Source organism: Caulobacter sp. GW821-FHT12D05 (genome assembly GCF_058807295.1).
The window spans coordinates 1,078,172-1,099,755 of sequence record NZ_JBXAQO010000001.1 but is presented as its reverse complement, the minus strand read 5'-3'; the positions used below and the strand labels follow the sequence as shown (position 1 = coordinate 1,099,755).

Here is a 21,584-nt window from a genome sequence, read left to right as displayed (position 1 = left end):
GCGTTCGGGAATATTTCGAACGAAGAGCGCCATTCTTTCGGATCTTGAAATCATGCGGCACGCGGACCTGCGCCGGGCGGCGGTGTTCCACGCGGTGGCGGCGGCGGGCGGCATCGCCGCGGCCAGCCCGCGCCTGGGCAAGTCGCCGCCGGCCATCCACCACGACCTCAAGCGCTTCGAGGCCGAGATCGGCCGGCCGCTGTTCGAACGGGCGGGCAGGGCGCTGCGGCTGACAGCGGCGGGGCAGGCGCTGTTCGAGAGCGTCGGCCGCGCCCTGGATGAGGTCGAGCGCACGCGGATGCGGCTGGCCCAGGAGGATCCGGCGCTCAAGCCCCTGCGGATCGCCACGGTCTCGGCGTTCGGCCGCTATCGCCTGGCGCCGCGCCTGATGGCCAGCCTGCCGGCCGATCGTCCGCTGGAGCTGGCTTTCGGCGCGCATGAGACGGTGCTGGCGGCGGTGTCCAGCGGCGCGGCCGATCTGGCCGTCACCTACCGCCCGGTCACCGCCGCGCCGGTACAGTCCAAGCCGTTGGCGCAAGAAGAGATCGTCCTGGCCGTGGCCCGCGACGCCCCGGCGCCGGCCGATCTGGACGCCATGGCGACCACGACCTTCGTCACCTACGACGAATACGAGTTCGTCTTCGGCCACTGGTTCGAGACGGTGTTCGGCCGCCAGCCCGACAGCCTTCGTCGCCTGGACCGCACCGGCGAGATCGAGGAAGCCATGGAGAGCTGCGCCGCGGGGCGCGGAGCGACCATCGCGCCGCTGGACCTGGTTGAGGCCCCAGCATGGCGGGAACGGGTGCGGGTCGTCCGCCCGCCTGGCTTGCCGGTCTGCGTCAACACCCTGCATCTTCTGGGTCTGGGCGCGGCGCTCGTCTCGGCCGATGCTGACACGATCCGGTCCGCCTTGGCGATAGGAGCGGAACCATGACCCAGATCGTTCGACGTGACGTGCTGGCCGGCGGCCTCGCCGTCGCCGCTCTGTCGACTACCGTCCAAGCCCAGGAGAAGACGCCCATGTACGGACTGATCGGACAGATGCTGGCCGCGCCCGGCAAACGCGACGACCTGCTGACCATCCTAGGCGAAGGCGTGAACGACATGCCCGGCTGTCTCAGCTACGTGATCGCCAAGGACCCGGCCAACGCCGACGCCCTATGGATCACTGAGGTCTGGACCGACAAGGACGCCCACGCCGCGTCTCTGAAGCTGCCGGCCGTGCAGGCGGCCATCGCCAAGGCCCGGCCGATCATCGCCGGCTTCCCGCAGCACTTCGAGACCATCCCGGTCAGCGGACACGGCCTGAAGTAGCGACCAAAGAAAAAGGCCGCAGATCGCTCCGCGGCCTTTCCCGTCTTGCGGACCCGAAGGTCTTAGAAGCGCGCGTCGATCGAGACGCCGATCACGCGGGGTTCGTTGACGAACGCGGTCAGGTTGTTGAAGTCGATCGCGCCCTTGATGTTGCTCTCGTTGGTGATGTTGCGAGCAAAGCCCGCCACTTCCCAGCCGCCTTCCTTGTTGGCGTAGCCCAGCTTCAGGCCGCCTTCGAAGTCGCCCTTCGTGTAGAACTCCTTCGACTGGTACAGGAATAGGTTCGTGTAGCCCTGGCGCTTCCAGTCGGTGAAGGCGAACAGTTCACCCGTGGCGACCGGCACCGAGTAGCGGGCCGTGAAGTCGAAGGTGTACTTCGGCGCGTTCGGGAACGGGTTGCCGTCCACCAGGGCCAGGCCGGCCGCGGTCAGCTTGTCGGTGACGGTGCAGGCGGCGCAAGGCGCGACGGCCAGCGTGCTGTCCTTGATCTTGGTGTGGGCATAGCTGTAGCCAGCCGTGACGACGAAGTTCGGGGTGATCACGAACTCGCTGTCCAGTTCGAAGCCGTAGGCGTCGCCCTTCTTGGCGTTGATCAGGCGGTTCGAGTTGGAACCACCGCCGACCGCGCTGAACTGCGGATCGTCGATGCTGTAGGTGAACACCGCGCCGTTCAGGCGGACGCGACGTTCGAACAGCTCGCTCTTCAGGCCCAGCTCGTAGGACATGATCGTTTCGGACTTGGCGGCCGAGGCCGGCGAGCCGAAGGCGATGTCACGACCCTGGATCGACGGACCGCGGAAGCCCGAGGCGACCTTGGCGTAGACGCTGACGTCCTCGTCGATCTTGTAGAAGGCCGACAGATCCCAGGTCACCTTCGAGTCCGACACGGCGACCGACGGAGCCTTGTTCGGGCCCGAGACGACGTTCATGTCCTTGTCGTCGTCGGTGTAGCGCAGGCCGCCCGTCAGGGTCAGCTGCTCGCTGACCTTATACGAGGCCTGACCGAAGGCGGCCCAGGCCTTGTTCTTCTGGCGCAGCGTGGTGGCCGGCATGAAGAACGGGTCGGTGCGGATGTCGTACTTGGTGTCGAAGTAGAAGCCGCCGACCTGCCAGCTCAGCGGGCCGTCGGTGTCGCTGGCCAGGCGGACTTCCTGAGTCCACTGGAACAGGTTCTTGATGCCGTCCTGGGTGTCCGACTGGAACGGGATGAAGCCCGGACCGCCCGGATTGCCGCCGTCGATGTCGCCCAGGCTGTAGCCGTGGGTGTTCTCGTAGGCGGTGATCGAGGTCAGCTTGGCGCCGTCGAAGTCGTACTCGATCTTGGCCGAAGCGCCGGCGCCCTTGTAGGTCTGCGGGTTATTGGCGGGGTTGTTGTAGGCGACCTGATCGCGGTCGTAGTTGCTGTTGAGCTTGTTCGAGCCCTTGGTCAGCACGTTGGCGCGGAACACGGCGGCGGTGCCGTCCAGGTCGCGCATGTGGACGTTGAACAGGGCCGACAGCTTGTCGGTCGGCGTGAACAGCAGCTGCAGGCGAGCCGCCTTCTCATTGAAGCCGCCCAGGGTGTTCGGCTTCTTGGTGAAGGTGTTGTCGATCCAGTCGTCGCGGCGCTGGAACAGCACCGAGGCGCGAGCCGCGACCTTGCCGGGGACCACGGCCCAGCCCAGGCCGCCGTCGAAGGTGAACGTGTTGTAGCTGCCGTACGAGGCGGTGGCGCGGCCCTTGGTCTCGTCGGTCGGCTTGATGGTGTCGAACTTGACGATGCCGGCCGTGGTGTTGCGGCCGAACAGCGTGCCTTGCGGGCCGCGCAGGACTTCGACGTGGTCGAGGTCATAGAGCGGCGAGCTCTTCAGGACGACATTCTCGAGGACGACGTCGTCCTGGATGATCGACACCGGCTGCGAGGCAGCCAGGTCGAAGTCGGCGTTGCCCAGGCCGCGGATGTAGAAGCGCGGGGCGACGCGGCCGTTCGAGGACTCGGCGTACAGGCCGGGAGCCTTGCCCGACAGGGTCAGGATGTCATCGCCCGCGGCGAAGGCCGACTGCAGGCGCTCACCGCCGATGGCGGCGACCGAAACCGGCACGTCCTGCAGGTTTTCGCTGCGCTTCTGGGCGGTGATGATGATCTCGCCGACCTTGGTGTCTTGGGCGAAGGCGGCCGGAGCGGCGGCCAGCGAGGCCACGAGGGCGGTCAGGCCGCAGGACACCACGAGGGCGCGGCGGAAGGAGCGGGTGGGGTGCATGGAGACATCCTGTGATGAGCACGCCGCCCGCCGACTCTCACTGGGGCGTTAACGGCGCTTCTATTGCGCTGCGATAGGCTCATCGGAGGCTGTTGGGATATCTCAGAACGCATGAAAACGGCCCATTCTGGCCGATTACGTCGGTTCTGTTGCGAAGTTGCGACATTTTTGTTCAAGCGGCGCCTAGTAAGTAATAATCTATTCTACTTATGGAGCGTCGCTCACCTTGCGCCGCAACGAAAAAGGGCCGGAGATCGCTCTCCGGCCCTTCGTCTGTCTAAGCGCCGAGCGCGCTAGGCGCGCTCAATGTTTGAGATTGAGCCTGTTTATCCGGTTTGAATGGAAGCCATTCAAACCGGACAGGCTCAACGCGATTAGCACTTGTAGTACATGTCGAATTCGACCGGGTGCGGGTGCAGTTGCAGACGCATCACCTCTTCCATCTTCAGCTCGATGTAGCTGTCGATGAAGTCGTCATCCATGACGCCGCCGGCCTTCAGGAAGGCGCGGTCCTTGTCCAGGCTTTCCAGGGCTTCGCGCAGCGAGCCGCAGACTTCCGGGATCTTCTTCTGCTCGCGGGGCGGCAGGTCGTACAGGTTCTTGTCGGCCGGAGCGCCCGGGTCGATCTTGTTGATGATGCCGTCCAGGCCGGCCATCAGCAGGGCGACGAAGGTCAGATAGGGGTTGCCCATCGGGTCGGGGAAGCGGGCTTCCAGACGCTTGGCCTTCGGCGAGTCGACGTGCGGGATGCGGATCGAGGCCGAGCGGTTACGCGAGCTGTAGGCCAGCTTCACCGGGGCTTCGTAGCCGGGCACCAGGCGCTTGTACGAGTTCGTCGTCGAGTTCGAGAACGCGTTGATAGCCTTGGCGTGCTTGATGATGCCGCCGATGTAGTACAGGCAGTCCTGCGACAGGCCGGCGTACTTGTCACCGGCGAACAGCGGCTTGCCGTCCTGCCAGATCGACTGGTGCACGTGCATGCCCGAGCCGTTGTCGGCGAACATCGGCTTGGCCATGAAGGTGGCCGTCTTGCCGTAGGCCGCGGCGACGTTGTGGATGACGTACTTGTAGAGCTGCATCCGGTCGGCCATGACGACCATGGTGTCGAACTTCAGGCCGAGTTCGTGCTGGGCCGGGGCCACCTCGTGGTGGTGCTTTTCCGGCTTCATGCCCAGCTCGCCCATGACGGCCAGCATTTCGCCGCGCAGGTCCTGGCAGCTGTCGACCGGGTTCACCGGGAAGTAGCCGCCCTTGGGGCCCGGGCGGTGGCCCATGTTGCCTTCCGGATATTCCTTGCCCGAGTTGCTCGGCAGTTCGCTCGAGTCATACGAGTAGCCGGTGTTGTTCGGCGAGGTCGACCAGCGCACGTCGTCGAAGATGAAGAACTCGGCTTCCGGGCCGAAGTAGACGGTGTCGCCCACGCCCGCCGACTTGACGTAGTTCAGCGCGGCCTTGGCGATCGAGCGCGGGTCGCGGTTGTAGGGGGTGCCGTCGTCGGGGTTCACGACGTCGCAGAACAGGGCCAGCGTGGTCTGCTGATAGAACGGATCGATGATCGCGCTCGACAGGTCCGGGCGCAGCTTCATGTCCGACTCGTTGATGGCCTTCCAGCCGGCGATCGACGAGCCGTCGAACATGGTGCCGTCGTTCAGGAAGTCATCGTCGACCAGGTCGATGTCGAACGTGACGTGTTGCAACTTGCCGCGCACGTCGGTGAAGCGGACGTCGACGTACTTGACGTCCTTTTCCTTGATCAGGTTCAGGATATCCTTGGCGGTGCTCATTCCGTATCCCCTTTGTAGAGTCTCTAAGTGTTTGACGAACCGGCCTAAACGGCGGCCGGGCCGCTTTCTCCGGTTCGGATGCGGATGACCTCCGCGATCTCCGAGACGAAAATCTTGCCGTCGCCGATACGGCCCGTGCGGGCGGCGCGGGTGATGGCTTCCAGCGCGGGTTCCAGCTGGCTGTCCTCGACGACCACCTCCACCTTGATCTTGGGGAGGAAGTCCACGACGTACTCGGCGCCGCGATAGAGTTCCGTATGGCCCTTCTGACGGCCATAGCCCTTGGCTTCGAGCACGGTCATGCCCTGGACGCCCATGTCCTGCAGGGCCTCCTTCACCTCATCCAGCTTGAACGGCTTGATGACGGCTTCGATCTTCTTCATCGGTTCCACTCGGTCCCGTCGGCGGCGTGCCGCCTTCACTGAGCGGGCAACCATCACGACCGCCGGAGCGTCGCAAGCGAGCGCCGCCGACATTTATGACCGTTCCGTTGTCTCATAGGCATGTGGCGCATTTTTAGGCGCCTGGCGCCGTTGAAATGCGCATTTTCGGATTGGCGGCCAAATCGGCTTGCGATGCGCCATTTGGCGCCTACGATCGCGCCGAACGAGCGTTTGAACGGGGGTGGAAATGCGCGACGACACGCCGGTTTTGATCGGGGCGGGCCAATTCACGTATCGCGGTGAGGCCGAAAATTCACCATCTCCGCTGGAATTGCTGAAAACTGCGGCGGAAAGAGCCTCGCTCGACGCCGGGCTGACAGGGTCGGTTCTTGCCGATCTGGACGCTTTGGCGGTCGTTGCGTTCAGCATCGATGCGCCTGGAGGGTTGTCGAAGCTGCCTTTGCCACGCTTGGCGGATCCGCCGGCCTCGCTGGCGCGTGCGATCGGAGCCTCGCCAGCATGGAGCGTCTACACCGAGACCGGCGGCAACAGCCCCCAGCAGGCGGTCAATGTCGTCTGTGAGCGGATCGCCAAGGGCGAGTCGCAACTGGCCCTGGTGACAGGGGCGGAGTTCCTCGGCTCGCTGATGAAGCGGATGAAGGGCGGCCTGGGCTTCGAGGGCTGGGGTGACGACATCACCAGCACGCCCCAGCGCATCGGCGACCCGCGTCCGGGCGTCACCCGGCAGGAGGGTGCGCACGGCCTGGGCTATCCGGTGAACACCTATCCTTTGTTCGAGAACGCGCTGCGAGCGCGGGACGGGCGCTCACTGGCGGATCACCAGCAGCAGCTGGGCGACTTCTTCGCGCCCTTCACCAAGGTCGCCGCCGCCAATCCGCATGCCTGGTTTCCGGTCGAGCGCTCGCCCGAGGAACTGGTCACCGTCACCGACCGCAATCGGATGGTCGGCTATCCGTACCCGAAGTACCTGAACGCCATCATGGAAGTCGACCAGTCGGCCGCCGTCCTGATCGCCAGCGTCGGCAAGGCGCGGGAGTTGGGCGTGCCGGAGGACAAGTGGGTCTTCCTGCATGGCTGCGCCGACGCTTCGGACCTTTGGTATCCGCTGGAGCGCCAGGACTACCACTCCAGCCCCGCCATGCGCCTGACCGGTGAACGCGCGCTGGAGATGGCTGGGATTGGTGTCGAGGACCTGGACGTCATCGACCTCTACTCCTGCTTTCCCTCGGCGGTGCGGATAGGGGCCGAGGAGATCGGCCTGACCCTGGACGACCCGCGCGGCCTGACCGTCACCGGTGGCCTGCCGTATTTCGGCGGACCGGGGAACAACTACGCCCTGCACGCCATCGCCGAGATGGTGGCCAAGCTGCGCGAACGGCCTGGCGCCTGGGGCCTGTCGACCGCCAATGGCTGGTTCCTGACCAAGCAGTCGGTTGGCATCTATTCGACCAAGCCCTTCGAGGGGAAATGGGAGCGGGAGGCGCCTTCGGTGCTCCAGGCGCGGATCGATGCCCTGCCGCATCCGGAGATCGTCGAGAAACCCGAGGGGCCAGCGACGATCGAGACCTACACCGTCGTCCACGGCCGCGAGGGCGTGCGGATGGGCATCGTCATCGGTCGCGACGCCGAGGGCCGCCGCTTCGTGGCCCAGACACCGGACGACCCAGAGGTGCTGCGCGACCTGGAAAGCCGTGAGGGCGTCGGGCGCACCGGCGTGGTCGGGCCGCATCCGGATGGCGTCCGCAGCCTCTTCGTCCCGGATTGAGCGCCATGAATAGAGTGCATGTCATCCGTCACGGGAAACCCGCTGCGACCTGGGGCGGAGACGACGAGGATCCGGGCCTGGACGGCACGGGCCTGTTGCAGGCCCTGGCGATCGCCAAGGAGGTCCTGGCCTTGCCCAAGGATCAGCGACCGACGCGGGTGGTGTCCTCGCCGCTGCGCCGCTGCCGCGAGACGGCCGAGCCGCTGGCCGACGCTTTGGGCGTGGACATCGTCATCGATCCGCGCGTCGGCGAGATCCCCACCCCGGCGGCCTTGAGCCATGAGGAAAGACCGGCGTGGCTGCGCCAGGCGTTCGGCGGGCGCTGGGATCAGATCCAGGGCGACCTGGACTATGTCGACTGGACACAAAGCGTTGCCACGGCCCTGGCCGAACACGCCGGCGCGGCAGTGTTCAGCCACTTCGTCGCCCTGAATGCGGCGGTCGGCGTGGCGACGGGGCAGGGCGAGGTCATGGCCTTTCGGCCCGACCATTGCTCGCGCACGGTGTTCGAGATCGACGGGGACCGCTTGATCCTGGCTGCGAAAGGGCGCGAAGCTCAAAGTCAGGTGCTTTGAAGGAGTAGGCGTGGCGCGAGAGATTCTGACGGTCGCCCAGATGGCCGCGGCCGATCGCGCCGCCGTCGAGCGCGGCACGCCGACGCCGGTGCTGATGGAACGCGCCGGCGAGGCCGTGGCCCAGGCTATCCGGGAGCGCTACGCCCATCGTCCCGTGGTGATCTGGTGTGGTCCCGGCGACAACGGCGGTGACGGCTATGTCGCCGCCCGCCATCTGCGCAAGCGCGGCTGGCAGGTCGTGGTCGAGGCCGCCTATCCGCCGTCGACGGACGCCTGCCGCTGGGCCGCCTCGCGCTGGAAGGGCGAGGTCCGGCCGCTGTCGACCGAGCTCTCAACCGGTACGCTCTATATAGATGCGTTGTTCGGGGCGGGGCTGTCGCGTCCCCTGGAGGGCGACGTTGCCAAGCTGGCGCGTCTCGCCGCCGAGCCTTCCCTGACCCTGGTCGCGGTCGACACGCCGTCGGGCCTGCACGGCGACACGGGTCAGCCGCTGGGTGATGTCGCCTTCCGCGCCGACCTGACCGTCACCTTCCACCGCCGCAAGCGCGCCCATGTGCTGGCCGAGGGCCGTAAGGCCTGCGGTGAGATCGTCGTCGCCGACATCGGCCTGTGGCCCGGCGAGGGTGCGGACCTGTTCGAGAACGAGCCCGACCTCTGGGGCAAGCGCTTCCCGTGGCCGGCGCTGGACGCCCACAAGCACACGCGCGGTCGCCTCAAGGTGGTCAGCGGCGAGATGTGGAGCACGGGCGCGGCGCGGCTGGCGGCGCGGGGCGGTCTGCGGATCGGGGCCGGCGCGGTGACCTTGCTGTCGCCGCCGGGCGCTCTGGCGGTCAACGCCGCCCACCTGGAGGCGATCATGCTGGCGCCGTTCGGGGCGGAGGCCGACCTGGCCGTCGCCGCCGAGGAGGCCGACGCGGTGATCATCGGTCCGGCCGCCGGGGTGGGAGAGGCGACCGCGCTGAACCTGCAAGCCTTGGCCCAGACCGGCGCGGCCCTGGTCGTCGACGCCGACGCGCTGACCAGTTTCCGGCATGATGTCGAGACCCTGTTCGCCTGTCTCGACCGCGACGACGTCCTGACCCCGCATCCGGGCGAGTTCGAGCGAATCTTCCCGGGCCTGCTGGCCCGGTCGCCCGAGCGGATCGCCGCGACTCGCGAGGCGGCCAGGCGGGCAGGGGCCGTCGTGCTGCTGAAAGGCCCCGACACCGTGGTCGCCGCGCCGGACGGCCGGGCGGCCGTGTCGCTGAACGGAACGCCCTGGCTGGCCACCGCCGGTTCGGGCGACGTGCTGGCCGGCTTCATCGGCGGGCTGATCGCCCAGGGCATGGAGAGCTTCGAGGCCGCCTGCGCCGGGGCCTGGATCCACGCCGAGTGCGGCGCCGCTCATGGGCCGGGCCTGATCGCCGAGGACCTGCCGGGCCTGGCGCCGGCCGTGCTGGCGCAGCTGTACGCCGGGCGCTGACCGGACTTGCGCGGCGGGGTTTAAGTCCGTAATCCCCCTCGCACGCGGATGTGGCGAAACTGGTAGACGCACTAGATTTAGGTTCTAGCGCCGAGAGGCGTGGAGGTTCGAGTCCTCTCATCCGCACCAGACGCCTCGTGACGGCCTGCTCAAAAGACTGGGTCGGCTGTCACGAGTTTTACTTATGACGCTCTTGGATGCTCGCGCACGTCGTGACATAAGGGCGCTCTTTCGCCGCCCCGGCCTCGCGGGCGGCGTCGATCTTTTGGACCCCAGGGCGGAGCTCGGGCGCTCGGCGCCTCGGACCCGAGAATTAAAGAATGTCGATGCAGATCGTTGAAAAGTCGGGCGAAGGCCTCAGCCGCGTTTTTGGCGTCACGGTGCCCGCAAGTGAACTGGCCACGCGCCTGGAAGCGCGCATCGCCGAAGTCGCGCCGCAGATGAACGTGAAGGGCTTCCGTCCCGGCAAGGTGCCGACGGCCCACGTTCGCCGCCTGTACGGCAAGGGCCTGATGGGCGAAGTCATCGAGCAGGCTCTGAACGAGACGACCTCGAAGGTCCTGGAAGAGAACAAGCTGCGTCCGGCCGGTCAGCCCGAGCTGAACCCGACCTCGGACATGGACAAGGTCCTCAACGGCGGCGAAGACCTGGTCTTCGATCTGGCCGTCGAAGTGATGCCGGAATTCGAACCGATCGACCCGGCGTCGATCGAGCTGGTCAAGCCGGTCTACAAGGTCGGCGACGAAGAAGTCGAAGAAGCCCTGGCCGAGCTGGCCAAGCAGGCTCGCACCTATGAGCCGCGCACGGGCAAGAGCCTGAAGGCCAAGGACGGCGACCAACTGCTGATCGACTTCGTCGGCACCATCGACGGCGTCGAATTCGCCGGCGGCAAGGCCGAAGGCGCTGAGCTGGTCCTGGGTTCGGGCCAATTCATCCCGGGCTTCGAAGAGCAACTGGTCGGCGCCAAGCCGGGCGACGAAATTGTCGTGAAGGTGAAGTTCCCGGAAGAGTACCAAGCCGCCGACCTGGCCGGTAAGGACGCCGAATTCGCCACCAAGGTCACCGAAGTCCGCGCGCCGGTCGATGGCAAGGCCGACGACGAGCTGGCCAAGCGCCTGGGTCTGTCGGACCTGGCCGCCCTGACCGAGCTGCTGAAGTCGAACCTGGGCAGCCGCTACGAAAACAGCTCGCGCTTCAAGCTGAAGCGCGCCCTGCTGGACGTCCTGGACACCAAGCACGACTTCGCCCTGCCGCCGCGCATGGTCGACGCCGAGTTCGCCGGCATCTGGCAACAGGTCGAGGCCGACAAGGCCCGTGGCGGCCTGCCGCCGGAAGACGCCGAGAAGTCGGAAGAGACCCTGAAGGACGAGTACAAGAAGATCGCTGAGCGCCGCGTGCGCCTGGGTCTGGTGCTGGCCGAAATCGGTCGTAAGAACGACGTCGTCGTCACCGACCAGGAACTGACCGACGCGATCATGCGCGAAGCCCGCCAGTACGGCGCTCAGGCCCAGCAAGTGTTCGACATGTACCGCCAGCGCGCCGACCTGCAGGCCGCCCTGCGCGCCCCGATCTACGAAGACAAGGTCGTCGACCTGATCTTCGGCAAGGCCAAGATCGAGGAAAAGGAAGTCTCCAAGGACGAACTCCTGGAAGAAGACGACCTGCCGGAAGGCTACGGCGGCTAAGGCTTCGCTGAAGTCGAAAGAAATGAGGCGCGGTCCGCGAGGGCCGCGCCTTTTTCGTTTCGCCACGAAACCGCCGGCTCCTTGCAACCTGTTAAGCGCCACGCGATATGCGAGAGCGACGGCGCGCGAGAGCTGATTCGTTTTCGCCGCCCAGACACACAAAGAGGGTGATCCCTATGATGTACGATCCGATGGCGACGGCGATGAACCTGGTTCCGATGGTGGTCGAGCAGACCAGCCGCGGCGAGCGCGCCTTCGACATCTTCTCGCGCCTGCTGAAGGAGCGGATCATCTTCCTGACCGGTCCGGTCGAGGACGGCATGGCCAGCCTGATCTGCGCCCAGCTGCTGTTCCTGGAGTCCGAGAACCCCAAGAAAGAGATCGCCATGTACATCAACTCGCCGGGTGGCGTGGTGACGTCGGGCCTCGCGATCTACGACACCATGCAATACATCAAGAGCCCGGTCTCGACGGTGTGCATGGGCATGGCCGCTTCGATGGGTTCGCTGCTGCTGCAAGCCGGCGCGCCGGGCCAGCGCATCGCGCTGCCGAACGCCCGCATCATGGTGCACCAACCCTCGGGCGGTTTCCGTGGCCAAGCCTCGGACATCGAGCGCCACGCCGAGGACATCATCAAGACCAAGCGTCGCCTGAACGAGATCTACGTCAAGCACACCGGCCGCACCTATGAGGAAGTCGAAAAGACCCTCGACCGCGACCACTTCATGAGCGCTGACGAAGCCAAGGCCTGGGGCCTGGTCGACCACGTCTACGACAGCCGCGACGCGGCCGAGGCCGGCGCCGAATAAGGCGCGAAGCTTCGCAAGAACAAGAAAGCCGCCGATCTCAGGATCGGCGGCTTTTTCTTTACTCGGAACCCTGCGGCAAATCCGCTCAGGTCGCGGGCCGGCCTCGGAAGACGCGGTAGCCCTTCTCGTCGGCGATCGCCAGCATCTCGGTGTCGCCCGAGGTGTCGCCGTAGGCCGCCGTCAGGTGCACGTCGGGGCCGAAGACCTCGCGCAGGCGCTGCACCTTTTCCTTGGCCCGGCAGTTGTTCCCGTCGAGGCCGCCCAGGATGCGGCCGTCCTCGTTGGTCATCAGGCGCGTGCCGATCAGCATGTCGGCGCCCAGGCCCCGGGCGAAGGGCGCGACGGTGATTTCGGGCGAGGCCGTTACGATGACAAGCTTGGCCCCCTTGGCCCGCCACGAGCGCCAGACCGCCAGGGCGTCGGGGCGCAGCAGGGACGGGGCGAAGGCCTGGGCGAAGGCCCGCGCGTCGTTCTCGATCTGCTCGACCGTGGCGCCCTTCATGAACTCGCGGACCGCGGCGGCCTTGAGTTTCGCGCGGTTCCTGTCGAACACGTAGCCGATCAACGACGGGGTCAGGCGGATGACGCCGCGCGTCCACTTGCGGCCGGCGCGCCACTTCAGGAAGGCGTTGAAGCTGTCCTTGACGGTCAGGGTGCCGTCGAAATCGAAGGCCACGAGCGCGGGCTCATCGCCCAGATCGCCGGTCATCGGACGCGACGCGCTCAAACCCATCGACATCAACGAACGCTTCGCCATAGACCTTCCCAAAGAGCGCGCTTGCCGCGCTCGACCCTTACGATTCCGGTTCTCGTAATAAGGGGTTCCTGGGGCGGCGGTAAGGGCTTAGTCGCTCGGCGCTTGCGTCGGCGCGCCAATCGCCCAAATTAGATGACGAGGTCATGACACGATCCAGCAGGTTCAGGCGTTTGAGGGCGGAAAGGCGCCGGCAAGGCTTGTGAACCGAGCCCGGATCGGGGATTGTCAAGGATTAGACAACTCCCGGCGTATATCCTGCCTGCTTCGGTGGCGGTGTGTGTGCTCGGAGGGGCGTCACCGGCGTAAGCCGTAAGTCGCCATAGTGTGAGAAGCGATCATGACGAAAGCCGCGAGCGGCGACACCAAGAGCACTCTCTACTGTTCTTTCTGCGGAAAGAGCCAACATGAGGTGCGCAAGCTCATCGCGGGACCGACGGTGTTCATTTGTGATGAATGCGTCGAGCTCTGCATGGATATCATTCGCGAAGAGCACAAGATCGCTTTCGTGAAGTCCAAGGACGGCGTCCCGACGCCGCGCGAGATCTGCGAAGTCCTGGACGATTACGTGATCGGCCAAGGTCACGCCAAGAAGGTCCTCGCGGTTGCGGTCCACAACCACTACAAGCGCCTGAACCACGCTTCGAAGAACAACGACGTCGAACTGGCGAAGTCGAACATCCTGCTGGTCGGTCCGACCGGTACGGGTAAGACGCTGCTGGCTCAGACGCTGGCCCGAATCATCGACGTGCCGTTCACGATGGCCGACGCCACGACGCTGACCGAAGCCGGTTACGTCGGCGAAGACGTCGAGAACATCGTGCTGAAGCTGCTGCAAGCCGCCGACTACAACGTCGAGCGCGCCCAACGCGGCATCGTCTACATCGACGAAATCGACAAGATCAGCCGCAAGTCCGACAACCCGTCGATCACCCGTGACGTGTCGGGTGAAGGCGTGCAGCAGGCCCTGCTGAAGATCATGGAAGGCACCGTCGCCTCCGTGCCGCCGCAAGGCGGGCGCAAGCATCCGCAGCAGGAATTCCTGCAGGTCGACACCACGAACATCCTGTTCATCTGCGGTGGCGCCTTCGCCGGCCTCGAGAAGATCATCTCGGCGCGCGGCGCGGCCAAGTCGATCGGCTTCGGCGCGAAAGTGACCGATCCGGAAGAGCGCCGGACGGGCGAGATCCTGCGGAACGTCGAACCCGACGACCTGCAGCGCTTCGGCCTGATCCCGGAATTCATCGGCCGTCTGCCGGTGGTCGCGACCCTGGAGGATCTCGACGAGACCGCCCTGGTCAAGATCCTGACCGAGCCGAAGAACGCCTTCGTCAAGCAGTACCAGCGCCTGTTCGAGATGGAGAACATCGGCCTGACCTTCACCGAGGACGCCCTGCACCAGGTCGCCAAGAAGGCCATTGCCCGCAAGACCGGCGCCCGCGGCCTGCGTTCCATCATGGAAGGCATCCTGCTGGAGACCATGTTCGAGCTGCCCAACTATGAGGGCGTCGAGGAAGTGGTGGTCAATGCCGAGGTCGTGGAAGGCCGCGCTCAGCCGCTGCTGATCTACGCCGAGAAGAAGGGCGGGGCCGCTTCGGCCTAAGCGCCAAGCTTCGTCGCGAAAATCAGGGCGCGTCTTCCACAGGGAGGCGCGCCTTTTTCGTGGATAAACCGGTGTCGTAAACCTGTTGGACGACCGGTGAGGCTTCGGCGCCACGGGCAGCTTGAGCGAGCGAAAGTCCTTTTCCCGACAGTGTTTAGGCGAACTTGCCCGCTATGGCGCCAGCTGGGGCATATTCACTTCAGCTTTGCCGGTCACGCGCGACCTGTCGCCGCTGTGAGGCGAGTACGCTTGAACCCTGTTGTAAAACGTCCACATAAATAACGACCATTCGCCCAGTCACGGGCGGACGGGTCGTTCGACTCAGGCGCATCGTCTGATGTTACGGCGGCCCGCAGGGCCAAGGCGTCTAGGGGCGCTGAAGGCCGGGAGTATTGAGCACATGTCCGAACTACGTACGCTTCCTGTCTTGCCGCTGCGGGATATCGTTGTGTTCCCGCACATGGTCGTGCCGCTTTTCGTGGGCCGCGATAAATCCGTACGCGCCCTCGAGGAAGTGATGCGCGGCGACAAGCAGATCCTGCTCGTCACCCAGAAGAACTCGGCGGATGATGATCCGGCGCCGGGCGACATCTTCGACGTCGGCGTTCTGGCCACCGTCCTGCAGCTGCTGAAGCTGCCCGACGGCACCGTGAAGGTGCTGGTCGAGGGCAAGGGCCGCGCGGCCGTCGTGAAGTTCACCGACCAGGAGTCCTTCTACGAGGCCCAGATCGGCGAAGTCAGCGAAGACGAAGGCGCCGGCCCCGAGGCCGAGGCCCTGTCGCGCGCGGTCGTCGAGCAATTCGAAAACTATGTGAAGCTGAACAAGAAGGTGCCGCCGGAGGCCCTGGCGTCGATCCCGCAGATCGCCGAACCGGGCAAGCTGGCCGACAGCATCGCCGCCCACCTGTCGGTGAAGATCGGCGACAAGCAGCACTTGCTGGAAATCTTCGACGTCGTGAAGCGCCTGGAGAAGGTCTTCGCCCTCATGGAAGGCGAGATCTCGGTTCTGCAGGTCGAGAAGAAGATCCGCTCGCGCGTGAAGCGCCAGATGGAGAAGACCCAGCGCGAGTACTATCTGAACGAACAGATGAAGGCGATCCAGCGCGAGCTGGGCGACCCGGATGACTCGCGCGACGAGCTGATCGATCTCGAAAAGCGCATCAAGAAGACCAAGCTTTCCAAGGAAGCCCGCACCAAGGCCGAGAGCGAGCTGAAGAAGCTGCGCAACATGAGCCCGATGTCGGCCGAGAGCACCGTTGTCCGCAACTATCTGGACTGGCTGCTGTCGATCCCGTGGGGCAAGGCCAAGACCAAGAAGATCGACCTGCCGGAAGCCGAAGGCATCCTCGACGAGGACCACTACGGCCTGGACAAGGTCAAGGAACGGATCCTCGAGTACCTGGCCGTCCAGGCCCGGACCAACTCGCTGAAGGGCCCGATCCTGTGCCTGGTCGGTCCTCCCGGCGTCGGCAAGACCTCGCTGGGCAAGTCGCTGGCCAAGGCGACCGGTCGCGAGTTCGTGCGTATGTCGCTGGGCGGCGTGCGTGACGAAGCCGAGATCCGCGGTCACCGCCGCACCTACATCGGCTCGATGCCTGGCAAGGTCGTCCAGTCGATGAAGAAGGCCAAGACCACGAACGCCTTCGTCCTGCTGGACGAGATCGATAAGATGGGCAGCGACTACCGCGGCGACCCCGCCTCGGCGCTGCTGGAAGTGCTGGATCCGTCGCAGAACTCGACTTTTGGCGACCACTATCTGGAGGTCGACTACGACCTGTCGCAGGTGATGTTCGTCACGACGGCCAACAGCCTGAACATGCCCCAGCCGCTGCTGGACCGCATGGAGATCATCCGCATCCCCGGCTACACCGAGGATGAGAAGCTGGAGATCGCCAAGCGCCACATCCTGCCGAAGCTGAGCAAGGATCACGGCCTGAAGCCGGCCGAGTTCATCGTTCCGGACAAGGCGATCCGCGACCTGATCCGCTACTACACCCGGGAAGCCGGCGTGCGGTCGCTGGAGCGGGAACTGGGCGCCCTGGCGCGCAAGACGGTGCGTGACCTGGCCCGCGAAAAGTTGACCACGATCACCATCGACGATGAGCGCCTGGCCAAGTACGCGGGCGTCCAGAAGTACCGCTACGGCGAGACCGACGAAGTTGACCAGGTCGGCATTGTCACCGGTCTGGCCTGGACGGAATTTGGCGGCGACATCCTGACCATCGAAGCCGTGAAGATGCCGGGCAAGGGTCGCATGTCGATCACCGGCAACCTCAAGGAAGTGATGAAGGAGTCGATCTCGGCGGCCAACAGCTACGTCCGTTCGCGGTCGGTGCAGTTCGGCATCAAGCCGCCGGTGTTCGAGAAGACCGACGTCCACATCCACGTGCCGGACGGCGCCACGCCCAAGGACGGTCCGTCCGCCGGCGCGGCAATGGGCCTGGCCATCGTCTCGGTGCTGACCGGCATCCCGATCCGCAAGGATATCGCCATGACCGGCGAGATCACCCTGCGCGGCCGGGTCACCGCGATCGGCGGCCTGAAGGAGAAGCTGCTGGCGGCTCTGCGCTCGGGCGTGAAGACCGTGCTGATCCCGCAGGAGAACGAGAAGGACCTCGCGGATGTGCCCCAGAGCGTCAAGGACGGTCTGGAAATCATCCCGGTCTCGACCATGGACGAGGTGCTCAAGCACGGCCTCACGGGCCCTTTGACCCCGGTCGAATGGAACGAGGCTGATGAGCCGATTGCTGCGGGTGCGAAGAAGGACGACCCCGACGGGGACGCCGTTCTGACCCACTAAACGCAACTAATCGTTGATAACTTAGGCGGCGCGGGAGTTTCCCGCGCCGCTCGCGTTTGACGGGGCATTTTCTGCCGCCATAATCCCCCGCTGAGCCAAGCGCCGTAAGGAATAAGCGGCGCCGCTCAGGCTGGGAGAAAAACATGACCACAAAAGCCGAACTCGTTACGGCGATCGCCGAGAAGGCGGGCATCAACAAGAACCAGGCCAAGGACGCGCTGGAAGCTTTCATCGACGCCGTCACCGACTCGTTGAAATCGGGTCAGGACGTTCGCCTGGTCGGTTTCGGCACCTTCAAGGCCGTGACCCGCGCCGCAGGCACCGCCCGCAACCCGCGCACCGGCGAGACCGTCAACCGTCCCGCTTCGAAGACCGCGCGCTTCCAGGTCGGCGAAGGCTTGAAGTCCTCGCTGAACGGCTAAACCAGTTTCCGCTTAAGAGAGGCGGAGCGTCATCCTGGGGGGCTGACGTTCCGCCTTTTCGTTTTGCGCTTTGCGCGGCGCACGGGTGCGGCTAGAAGCGCCCACCCAAGTGGGGCAGTTAGCTCAGCGGTAGAGCGTCTCGTTTACACCGAGAGGGTCGGGGGTTCGATCCCCTCACTGCCCACCATCCTTCCAGCACAAGTCCGATCCAACCTCGCGCGAGCCAGCGCGGGGTGCCGCCACATGACGCCGTTTTAACCTGCGTAATACTGATCGAAGTGATATCACTTTGATCGCACCGCTGGAGGAGCGCCATGACCGAGACCCGCACCATCAATCCCACTACCGAGCGTCCCCATGGCGGCATGGGCGGCGGCCTGCCGCTGTTGGCGCTGCCGTTCCTGCTGGGCGGAGGGATCTTCGCCTTCTCGCAGGAGCTGCCGGTCATCGGCGTCGCCCTGGTCCTGCTGTTTCTGCTGGTGTCGGCGGGCTTCTATTCGCTGCAGCCGAACGAGGCCTACGCGATCACCCTGTTCGGATCCTATGTCGGCACCGACCGTAAGACCGGCCTGCGCTGGATCCTGTTCTGGTATGGTCGCAAGAAGATCAGCCTGCGGGTGCGCAACGTCACCAGCGAGACGCTGAAGGTCAACGACAAGCGCGGCAACCCGATCGAGATCGCCGCCAACATCGTCTGGCGGGTCAAGGACTCGGCCCAGGCCCTGTTCGACGTCGATGACTACGTCGCCTTCGTGAACATCCAGATCGAGACCGGCCTGCGCGAGGTCGCCTCGCACTACGCCTACGATCACGCGGAGGAGGGCGAGCCGACCCTGCGCGCCCATGCCGAGGAGGTCGGTGACCGCCTGCAGAAGGACCTGCAGCAGCGCTGCAACGTCGCCGGCGTCGCCATCGACGAGGCGCACCTGATGCACCTGGCCTATGCCCCCGAGATCGCCGGCTCGATGTTGAAGCGTCAGCAGGCCGAGGCCGTGCTGGCCGCCCGCCGCACGATCGTGGCCGGCGCCGTGGACATGGTCGAAAGCGCCCTGAGCCAGCTCAGCGAGCGGGGCGTCGTCACTCTGGACGACGAGCGTCGCGCCTCGATGGTCTCGAACCTGTTGGTCGTGCTGTGCGCCGATCGCGAGGCCCAGCCCGTGGTCAACACCGGCACGCTGTACGGCTGACGTGGCCGAGGATCCGGAAAAGGGAGCAAAAGGCGGACGGCGCGCGTTTCTGATGCGCGTCCGTCCCGAGGTGTTGGCCGCCGTCGAAAAGCTGGCCGACGCGGAGTTGCGCAGCGTGAATGCTCAGGTAGAGGTATTGCTGCGCGAGGCCCTCAAGCGTCGCGGCGTCACTCCAAAATCGTCCGGGAACGGCGAGGAACTGTGAGTGTCGCAAAAGCTTTATCGTTCCAGGGCCGAATGGGGGGCCTGGAGTAGCGATGAGGAATCGGCGTGACGGACACGACATTGACTCGGCCCGCCGGCCTGCGTGGTTTCCACTCTGAAATCGCTCCGCCGACTGACGGCCCGGTTCGTCTTGTCGACACCACAATGCTCTATGCCCCGCGCAGCGGCGGCGTGCGTCGCTACTTGGCGTCCAAGCGCGCCTGGCTGGCGGCCAATCGCCAAGACGTCCGCCATACGCTGGTCGTGCCGGGCGCGCGTGATTCCTATGATGGCCAGGGTCGAGTCTCGATCTACGCTGCTCCGCTGCCGTTCGGCGCCGGCTACCGCTGGCCAATGGTCAAGGCCGCCTGGATGGACCGCCTGATCCGTCAGCGGCCTGACATCATTGAGGCCGGCGATCCCTATACGCCCGGCCTGGCGGCGCTGAGGGCAGGGGGCGCCCTGGGCATTCCCGTCGTCGGTTTCTGCCACACCGATCTGGGTAAGCTAGCGGCGCTGCACATCGGCGAGTGGGCCGAAAAGCCCGTCCAGAAGCGCTGGGCGGCGATCTATCGTCAGTTCGACCAGGCCGTGGCTCCCAGCCGCTTCATCGCCGGCCGCCTGATCGAGGCGGGCGTGCACAACGCCATCGGCCTGCCGCTGGGCGTCGACACCGAGCTGTTCCACCCCGCGCGTGGCGATCGGGACGCTTTGCGCCGCCGCCTGGGCGTCGCGCCGGACGAGCGCCTGCTGGTCTTCGCCGGCCGTCCGGCGCGCGAGAAGAAACTGGAAGTGCTGGTCAGCGCGGTCGAGCGACTCGGCGCGCCCTACAAGCTGCTGTTCGTCGGGGCCGGCGGCGGCGCGCCGGTCAGCGACCGCGCCTTGTGCCTGGACTATGTGCGCGATCCCGCCACCCTGGCCGGCGTGCTGGCCAGCTGCGACGCCTTCGTCCATGCCAATGACAATGAGCCGTTCGGCCTGATCGTGCTGGAGGCCATGGCCTGTGGCCTGCCTGTCGTGGGTGTCGCCGCCGGCGGGGTGGCCGAATCCGTCGATGAGGAAGTCGGCCAATTGGCCTCGATGTCCGAGCCTGCGGCCTTCGCCGAAGCGATCGAAGCCCTGTTCGCGCGTGACATCGCCGCCATCGGCGCGGCTGCTCGCCGTCGCGCCGTCGAACGGCACGGCTGGGACGCGGTGTTCCGCCAGCTCTGCGGTATCTACGGCGGGCTGACCGGCCGCCAGGCGTTCGGCGGCCAGGTCCCGCTGCGCGACCACTAGGCCTTGAGCGACGCCAGGATCTCGTAGCTGTGCTTGCGCGCGGCGTGATCGTAGATCTGCGAGGCGAACATCAGCTCGTCGGCCTCCGTCAGCTTCAGCACCTGGTCGATCTTGCGCTTCACCGTCTCGGGCGAACCGATCGCCGAGTACTGGAAGGTGTGATCCAGGCCCGCCAGCTCGGCTTCCGAGGCGTGCTCGCGGATATCGTCGACCGGCGGGGGCAGCAGGCCAGGGCGGCCGCGGCGCAGGGCCAGGAACTGCTGCTGGGTCGAGGTCGCTAGGCGAGTCGCCTCCTTATCGGTATCGGCCGCGCAGACGCCGATGCAGGCCATGGCATAGGGCTTGTCCAACACCTCCGACGGCTTGAAGTGCCGGCGATAGAGCAGCAGGGCGTCCAGCAGCGAGTCGGGCGCGAAGTGGGCGGCGAAGGCGAACGGCAGGCCCAGCGCCGCGGCCAGCTGAGCGCCCCAGGTCGAGGAGCCCAGCAGCCAGATCGGCACGTCCTGGCCTTCGCCCGGCACGGCGCGGATGTTCTGGTCCGGATCGGCCGGCTTGAACCAGTGCTGCAGCTCGACGACGTCCTGGGCGAACGAATCAACAGCGCCGGCATAGCGGCGCAGGGCGCGCATGGTCGCCTGGTCGGTGCCCGGCGCGCGGCCCAGGCCCAGATCGATGCGACCCGGATAGAGCGCGGCGAGCGTGCCGAACTGCTCGGCGACCATCAGCGGGGCGTGGTTGGGCAGCATGACGCCGCCCGAGCCGACCCGAATCGTCTTCGTCCCGCCGGCCACGTGGCCGATCACGACGGCGGTCGCGGCTGACGCGATTCCCGGCATGTTGTGATGCTCGGCCAGCCAGTAGCGGTGGAAGCCGAGAGATTCGGCGTGCTGGGCCAGGTCCAGGCTGTTGTTGAGCGCCTGGCCGACGGGCGTGCCTTGCGGAACGGGGGCCAGATCCAGAACGGAGAACTGCGGGTAAGCTGAGGTCATGTCCGCTACATGGCGTGCGGCAATCGCAACTCAAGCCGTTGCGAAGATCATTCTCGATGTAAGGGGAGAAGAACCACTGGACGGTGGCGCGAATGACGGGACTCGAACCCGCGACCTCCGGCGTGACAGGCCGGCGCTCTAACCAACTGAGCTACATCCGCATCGTTGCGCCTGGGCGCGACGGTCGTCCGTAAACCGAGGGGAGGGTGCTTTCCGACCCCTTATTTAAAGGGGTGGCGCGAATGACGGGACTCGAACCCGCGACCTCCGGCGTGACAGGCCGGCGCTCTAACCAACTGAGCTACATCC

Annotated in this window: 18 protein-coding genes and 3 tRNA genes; 15 read left to right on the top strand and 6 right to left on the bottom strand. The window is 65.7% G+C overall.

What is annotated here, in order from left to right; all coding sequences use genetic code 11:
- Positions 1 to 52: 52 nt before the first annotated feature.
- Together AC1RRR_RS04810 and AC1RRR_RS04805 are read left to right on the top strand one after the other, a co-directional pair.
- Positions 53 to 934, top strand: coding sequence for a LysR family transcriptional regulator (locus tag AC1RRR_RS04810; protein WP_492810965.1), 882 nt, complete (start codon positions 53 to 55; stop codon positions 932 to 934).
- A complete protein-coding gene (locus AC1RRR_RS04805) occupies positions 931 to 1,314 on the top strand; it encodes a putative quinol monooxygenase (RefSeq protein ID WP_492810963.1) in 384 nt (127 codons plus the stop codon). The genes AC1RRR_RS04810 and AC1RRR_RS04805 overlap by 4 nt, the downstream gene beginning before the upstream one ends.
- 62 nt (positions 1,315 to 1,376) lie before the next feature.
- Here the strand turns inward: AC1RRR_RS04805 and AC1RRR_RS04800 are convergent, their stop codons facing one another.
- From AC1RRR_RS04800 to AC1RRR_RS04790, 3 genes are all read right to left on the bottom strand, one after another.
- Positions 1,377 to 3,554 carry a TonB-dependent receptor gene (locus AC1RRR_RS04800; protein ID WP_492810962.1) on the bottom strand — a complete coding sequence of 726 codons (2,178 nt, stop codon included), beginning with the start codon at positions 3,552 to 3,554 and terminating at the stop codon, positions 1,377 to 1,379.
- 374 nt (positions 3,555 to 3,928) lie between these two features.
- Positions 3,929 to 5,338 (bottom strand): type I glutamate--ammonia ligase, encoded by a 1,410-nt coding sequence (gene glnA / locus AC1RRR_RS04795; protein ID WP_492810960.1) that lies wholly within the window; start codon positions 5,336 to 5,338, stop codon positions 3,929 to 3,931.
- 44 nt (positions 5,339 to 5,382) lie between these two features.
- Positions 5,383 to 5,721 carry a P-II family nitrogen regulator gene (locus AC1RRR_RS04790; RefSeq protein WP_099577548.1) on the bottom strand — a complete coding sequence of 113 codons (339 nt, stop codon included), beginning with the start codon at positions 5,719 to 5,721 and terminating at the stop codon, positions 5,383 to 5,385.
- A 247-nt stretch (positions 5,722 to 5,968) separates the two neighbouring features.
- Here AC1RRR_RS04790 and AC1RRR_RS04785 point away from each other — a divergent pair, with 247 nt between their 5' ends.
- The 6 genes from AC1RRR_RS04785 (at position 5,969) to AC1RRR_RS04760 (ending at position 12,038) form a co-directional block, all read left to right on the top strand.
- Positions 5,969 to 7,507: an acetyl-CoA acetyltransferase gene (locus AC1RRR_RS04785; RefSeq protein WP_492810958.1), complete on the top strand. Its 1,539-nt coding sequence runs from the start codon at positions 5,969 to 5,971 to the stop codon at positions 7,505 to 7,507.
- Positions 7,508 to 7,512: 5 nt separating this feature from the next.
- Positions 7,513 to 8,082, top strand: a complete 570-nt coding sequence (locus AC1RRR_RS04780; protein WP_492810957.1) for a histidine phosphatase family protein — start codon at positions 7,513 to 7,515, stop codon at positions 8,080 to 8,082.
- A 10-nt stretch (positions 8,083 to 8,092) separates the two neighbouring features.
- Positions 8,093 to 9,544 (top strand): NAD(P)H-hydrate dehydratase, encoded by a 1,452-nt coding sequence (locus tag AC1RRR_RS04775; protein WP_492810956.1) that lies wholly within the window; start codon positions 8,093 to 8,095, stop codon positions 9,542 to 9,544.
- 44 nt (positions 9,545 to 9,588) lie between these two features.
- A tRNA-Leu gene (locus AC1RRR_RS04770) sits at positions 9,589 to 9,673 on the top strand.
- Positions 9,674 to 9,870: 197 nt separating this feature from the next.
- Positions 9,871 to 11,229: a trigger factor gene (tig, locus tag AC1RRR_RS04765; RefSeq protein ID WP_492811767.1), complete on the top strand. Its 1,359-nt coding sequence runs from the start codon at positions 9,871 to 9,873 to the stop codon at positions 11,227 to 11,229.
- Positions 11,230 to 11,396: 167 nt separating this feature from the next.
- Positions 11,397 to 12,038: an ATP-dependent Clp protease proteolytic subunit gene (locus tag AC1RRR_RS04760; protein WP_454716369.1), complete on the top strand. Its 642-nt coding sequence runs from the start codon at positions 11,397 to 11,399 to the stop codon at positions 12,036 to 12,038.
- Between the two features lie 85 nt (positions 12,039 to 12,123).
- Here AC1RRR_RS04760 and AC1RRR_RS04755 read toward each other — a convergent pair whose 3' ends face one another.
- A complete protein-coding gene (locus AC1RRR_RS04755) occupies positions 12,124 to 12,795 on the bottom strand; it encodes an HAD-IB family hydrolase (RefSeq protein WP_492810954.1) in 672 nt (223 codons plus the stop codon).
- Positions 12,796 to 13,132: 337 nt separating this feature from the next.
- Between AC1RRR_RS04755 and clpX the strand changes: the two genes are divergently transcribed.
- From clpX to AC1RRR_RS04720, 7 genes are all read left to right on the top strand, one after another.
- Entirely contained in the window at positions 13,133 to 14,395 is a 1,263-nt protein-coding gene (gene clpX / locus AC1RRR_RS04750) for an ATP-dependent Clp protease ATP-binding subunit ClpX (RefSeq protein ID WP_354072648.1), read from the top strand.
- 400 nt (positions 14,396 to 14,795) lie between these two features.
- Complete coding sequence (lon, locus tag AC1RRR_RS04745) at positions 14,796 to 17,195, top strand: endopeptidase La (RefSeq protein WP_492810952.1); 2,400 nt, start codon at positions 14,796 to 14,798, stop codon at positions 17,193 to 17,195.
- Between the two features lie 143 nt (positions 17,196 to 17,338).
- Positions 17,339 to 17,617, top strand: a complete 279-nt coding sequence (locus tag AC1RRR_RS04740; protein ID WP_013079364.1) for an HU family DNA-binding protein — start codon at positions 17,339 to 17,341, stop codon at positions 17,615 to 17,617.
- Positions 17,618 to 17,729: 112 nt separating this feature from the next.
- Positions 17,730 to 17,804: transfer RNA gene (locus AC1RRR_RS04735), tRNA-Val, on the top strand.
- 127 nt (positions 17,805 to 17,931) lie between these two features.
- Positions 17,932 to 18,804 carry an SPFH domain-containing protein gene (locus tag AC1RRR_RS04730; protein WP_492810950.1) on the top strand — a complete coding sequence of 291 codons (873 nt, stop codon included), beginning with the start codon at positions 17,932 to 17,934 and terminating at the stop codon, positions 18,802 to 18,804.
- A 1-nt stretch (position 18,805) separates the two neighbouring features.
- Positions 18,806 to 19,009: a type II toxin-antitoxin system antitoxin gene (locus tag AC1RRR_RS04725; RefSeq protein WP_492810949.1), complete on the top strand. Its 204-nt coding sequence runs from the start codon at positions 18,806 to 18,808 to the stop codon at positions 19,007 to 19,009.
- 65 nt (positions 19,010 to 19,074) lie between these two features.
- Positions 19,075 to 20,286: a glycosyltransferase family 4 protein gene (locus AC1RRR_RS04720; protein ID WP_492810947.1), complete on the top strand. Its 1,212-nt coding sequence runs from the start codon at positions 19,075 to 19,077 to the stop codon at positions 20,284 to 20,286.
- Here AC1RRR_RS04720 and AC1RRR_RS04715 read toward each other — a convergent pair.
- Both AC1RRR_RS04715 and AC1RRR_RS04710 read right to left on the bottom strand, forming a co-directional pair.
- Positions 20,283 to 21,275, bottom strand: coding sequence for an LLM class flavin-dependent oxidoreductase (locus AC1RRR_RS04715; protein ID WP_492810945.1), 993 nt, complete (start codon positions 21,273 to 21,275; stop codon positions 20,283 to 20,285). The genes AC1RRR_RS04720 and AC1RRR_RS04715 overlap by 4 nt on opposite strands.
- Positions 21,276 to 21,359: 84 nt before the next feature.
- Positions 21,360 to 21,436, bottom strand: a tRNA-Asp gene (locus AC1RRR_RS04710).
- Positions 21,437 to 21,584: the final 148 nt, after the last annotated feature.

What these genes read in the sequence shown, in the direction of transcription:
- lon (WP_492810952.1), top strand. Translation starts at nt 14,796, where the DNA reads ATGTCCGAACTACGTACGCTTCCTGTCTTGCCGCTGCGGGATATCGTT.
- tig (WP_492811767.1), top strand. Translation starts at nt 9,871, where the DNA reads ATGCAGATCGTTGAAAAGTCGGGCGAAGGCCTCAGCCGCGTTTTTGGC.
- AC1RRR_RS04785 (WP_492810958.1), top strand. Translation starts at nt 5,969, where the DNA reads ATGCGCGACGACACGCCGGTTTTGATCGGGGCGGGCCAATTCACGTAT.
- AC1RRR_RS04790 (WP_099577548.1), bottom strand. Translation starts at nt 5,721, where the DNA reads ATGAAGAAGATCGAAGCCGTCATCAAGCCGTTCAAGCTGGATGAGGTG.
- AC1RRR_RS04755 (WP_492810954.1), bottom strand. Translation starts at nt 12,795, where the DNA reads ATGGCGAAGCGTTCGTTGATGTCGATGGGTTTGAGCGCGTCGCGTCCG.
- AC1RRR_RS04805 (WP_492810963.1), top strand. Translation starts at nt 931, where the DNA reads ATGACCCAGATCGTTCGACGTGACGTGCTGGCCGGCGGCCTCGCCGTC.
- glnA (WP_492810960.1), bottom strand. Translation starts at nt 5,338, where the DNA reads ATGAGCACCGCCAAGGATATCCTGAACCTGATCAAGGAAAAGGACGTC.
- AC1RRR_RS04715 (WP_492810945.1), bottom strand. Translation starts at nt 21,275, where the DNA reads ATGACCTCAGCTTACCCGCAGTTCTCCGTTCTGGATCTGGCCCCCGTT.
- AC1RRR_RS04810 (WP_492810965.1), top strand. Translation starts at nt 53, where the DNA reads ATGCGGCACGCGGACCTGCGCCGGGCGGCGGTGTTCCACGCGGTGGCG.
- AC1RRR_RS04800 (WP_492810962.1), bottom strand. Translation starts at nt 3,554, where the DNA reads ATGCACCCCACCCGCTCCTTCCGCCGCGCCCTCGTGGTGTCCTGCGGC.
- AC1RRR_RS04730 (WP_492810950.1), top strand. Translation starts at nt 17,932, where the DNA reads ATGACCGAGACCCGCACCATCAATCCCACTACCGAGCGTCCCCATGGC.
- AC1RRR_RS04740 (WP_013079364.1), top strand. Translation starts at nt 17,339, where the DNA reads ATGACCACAAAAGCCGAACTCGTTACGGCGATCGCCGAGAAGGCGGGC.
- clpX (WP_354072648.1), top strand. Translation starts at nt 13,133, where the DNA reads ATGACGAAAGCCGCGAGCGGCGACACCAAGAGCACTCTCTACTGTTCT.
- AC1RRR_RS04780 (WP_492810957.1), top strand. Translation starts at nt 7,513, where the DNA reads ATGAATAGAGTGCATGTCATCCGTCACGGGAAACCCGCTGCGACCTGG.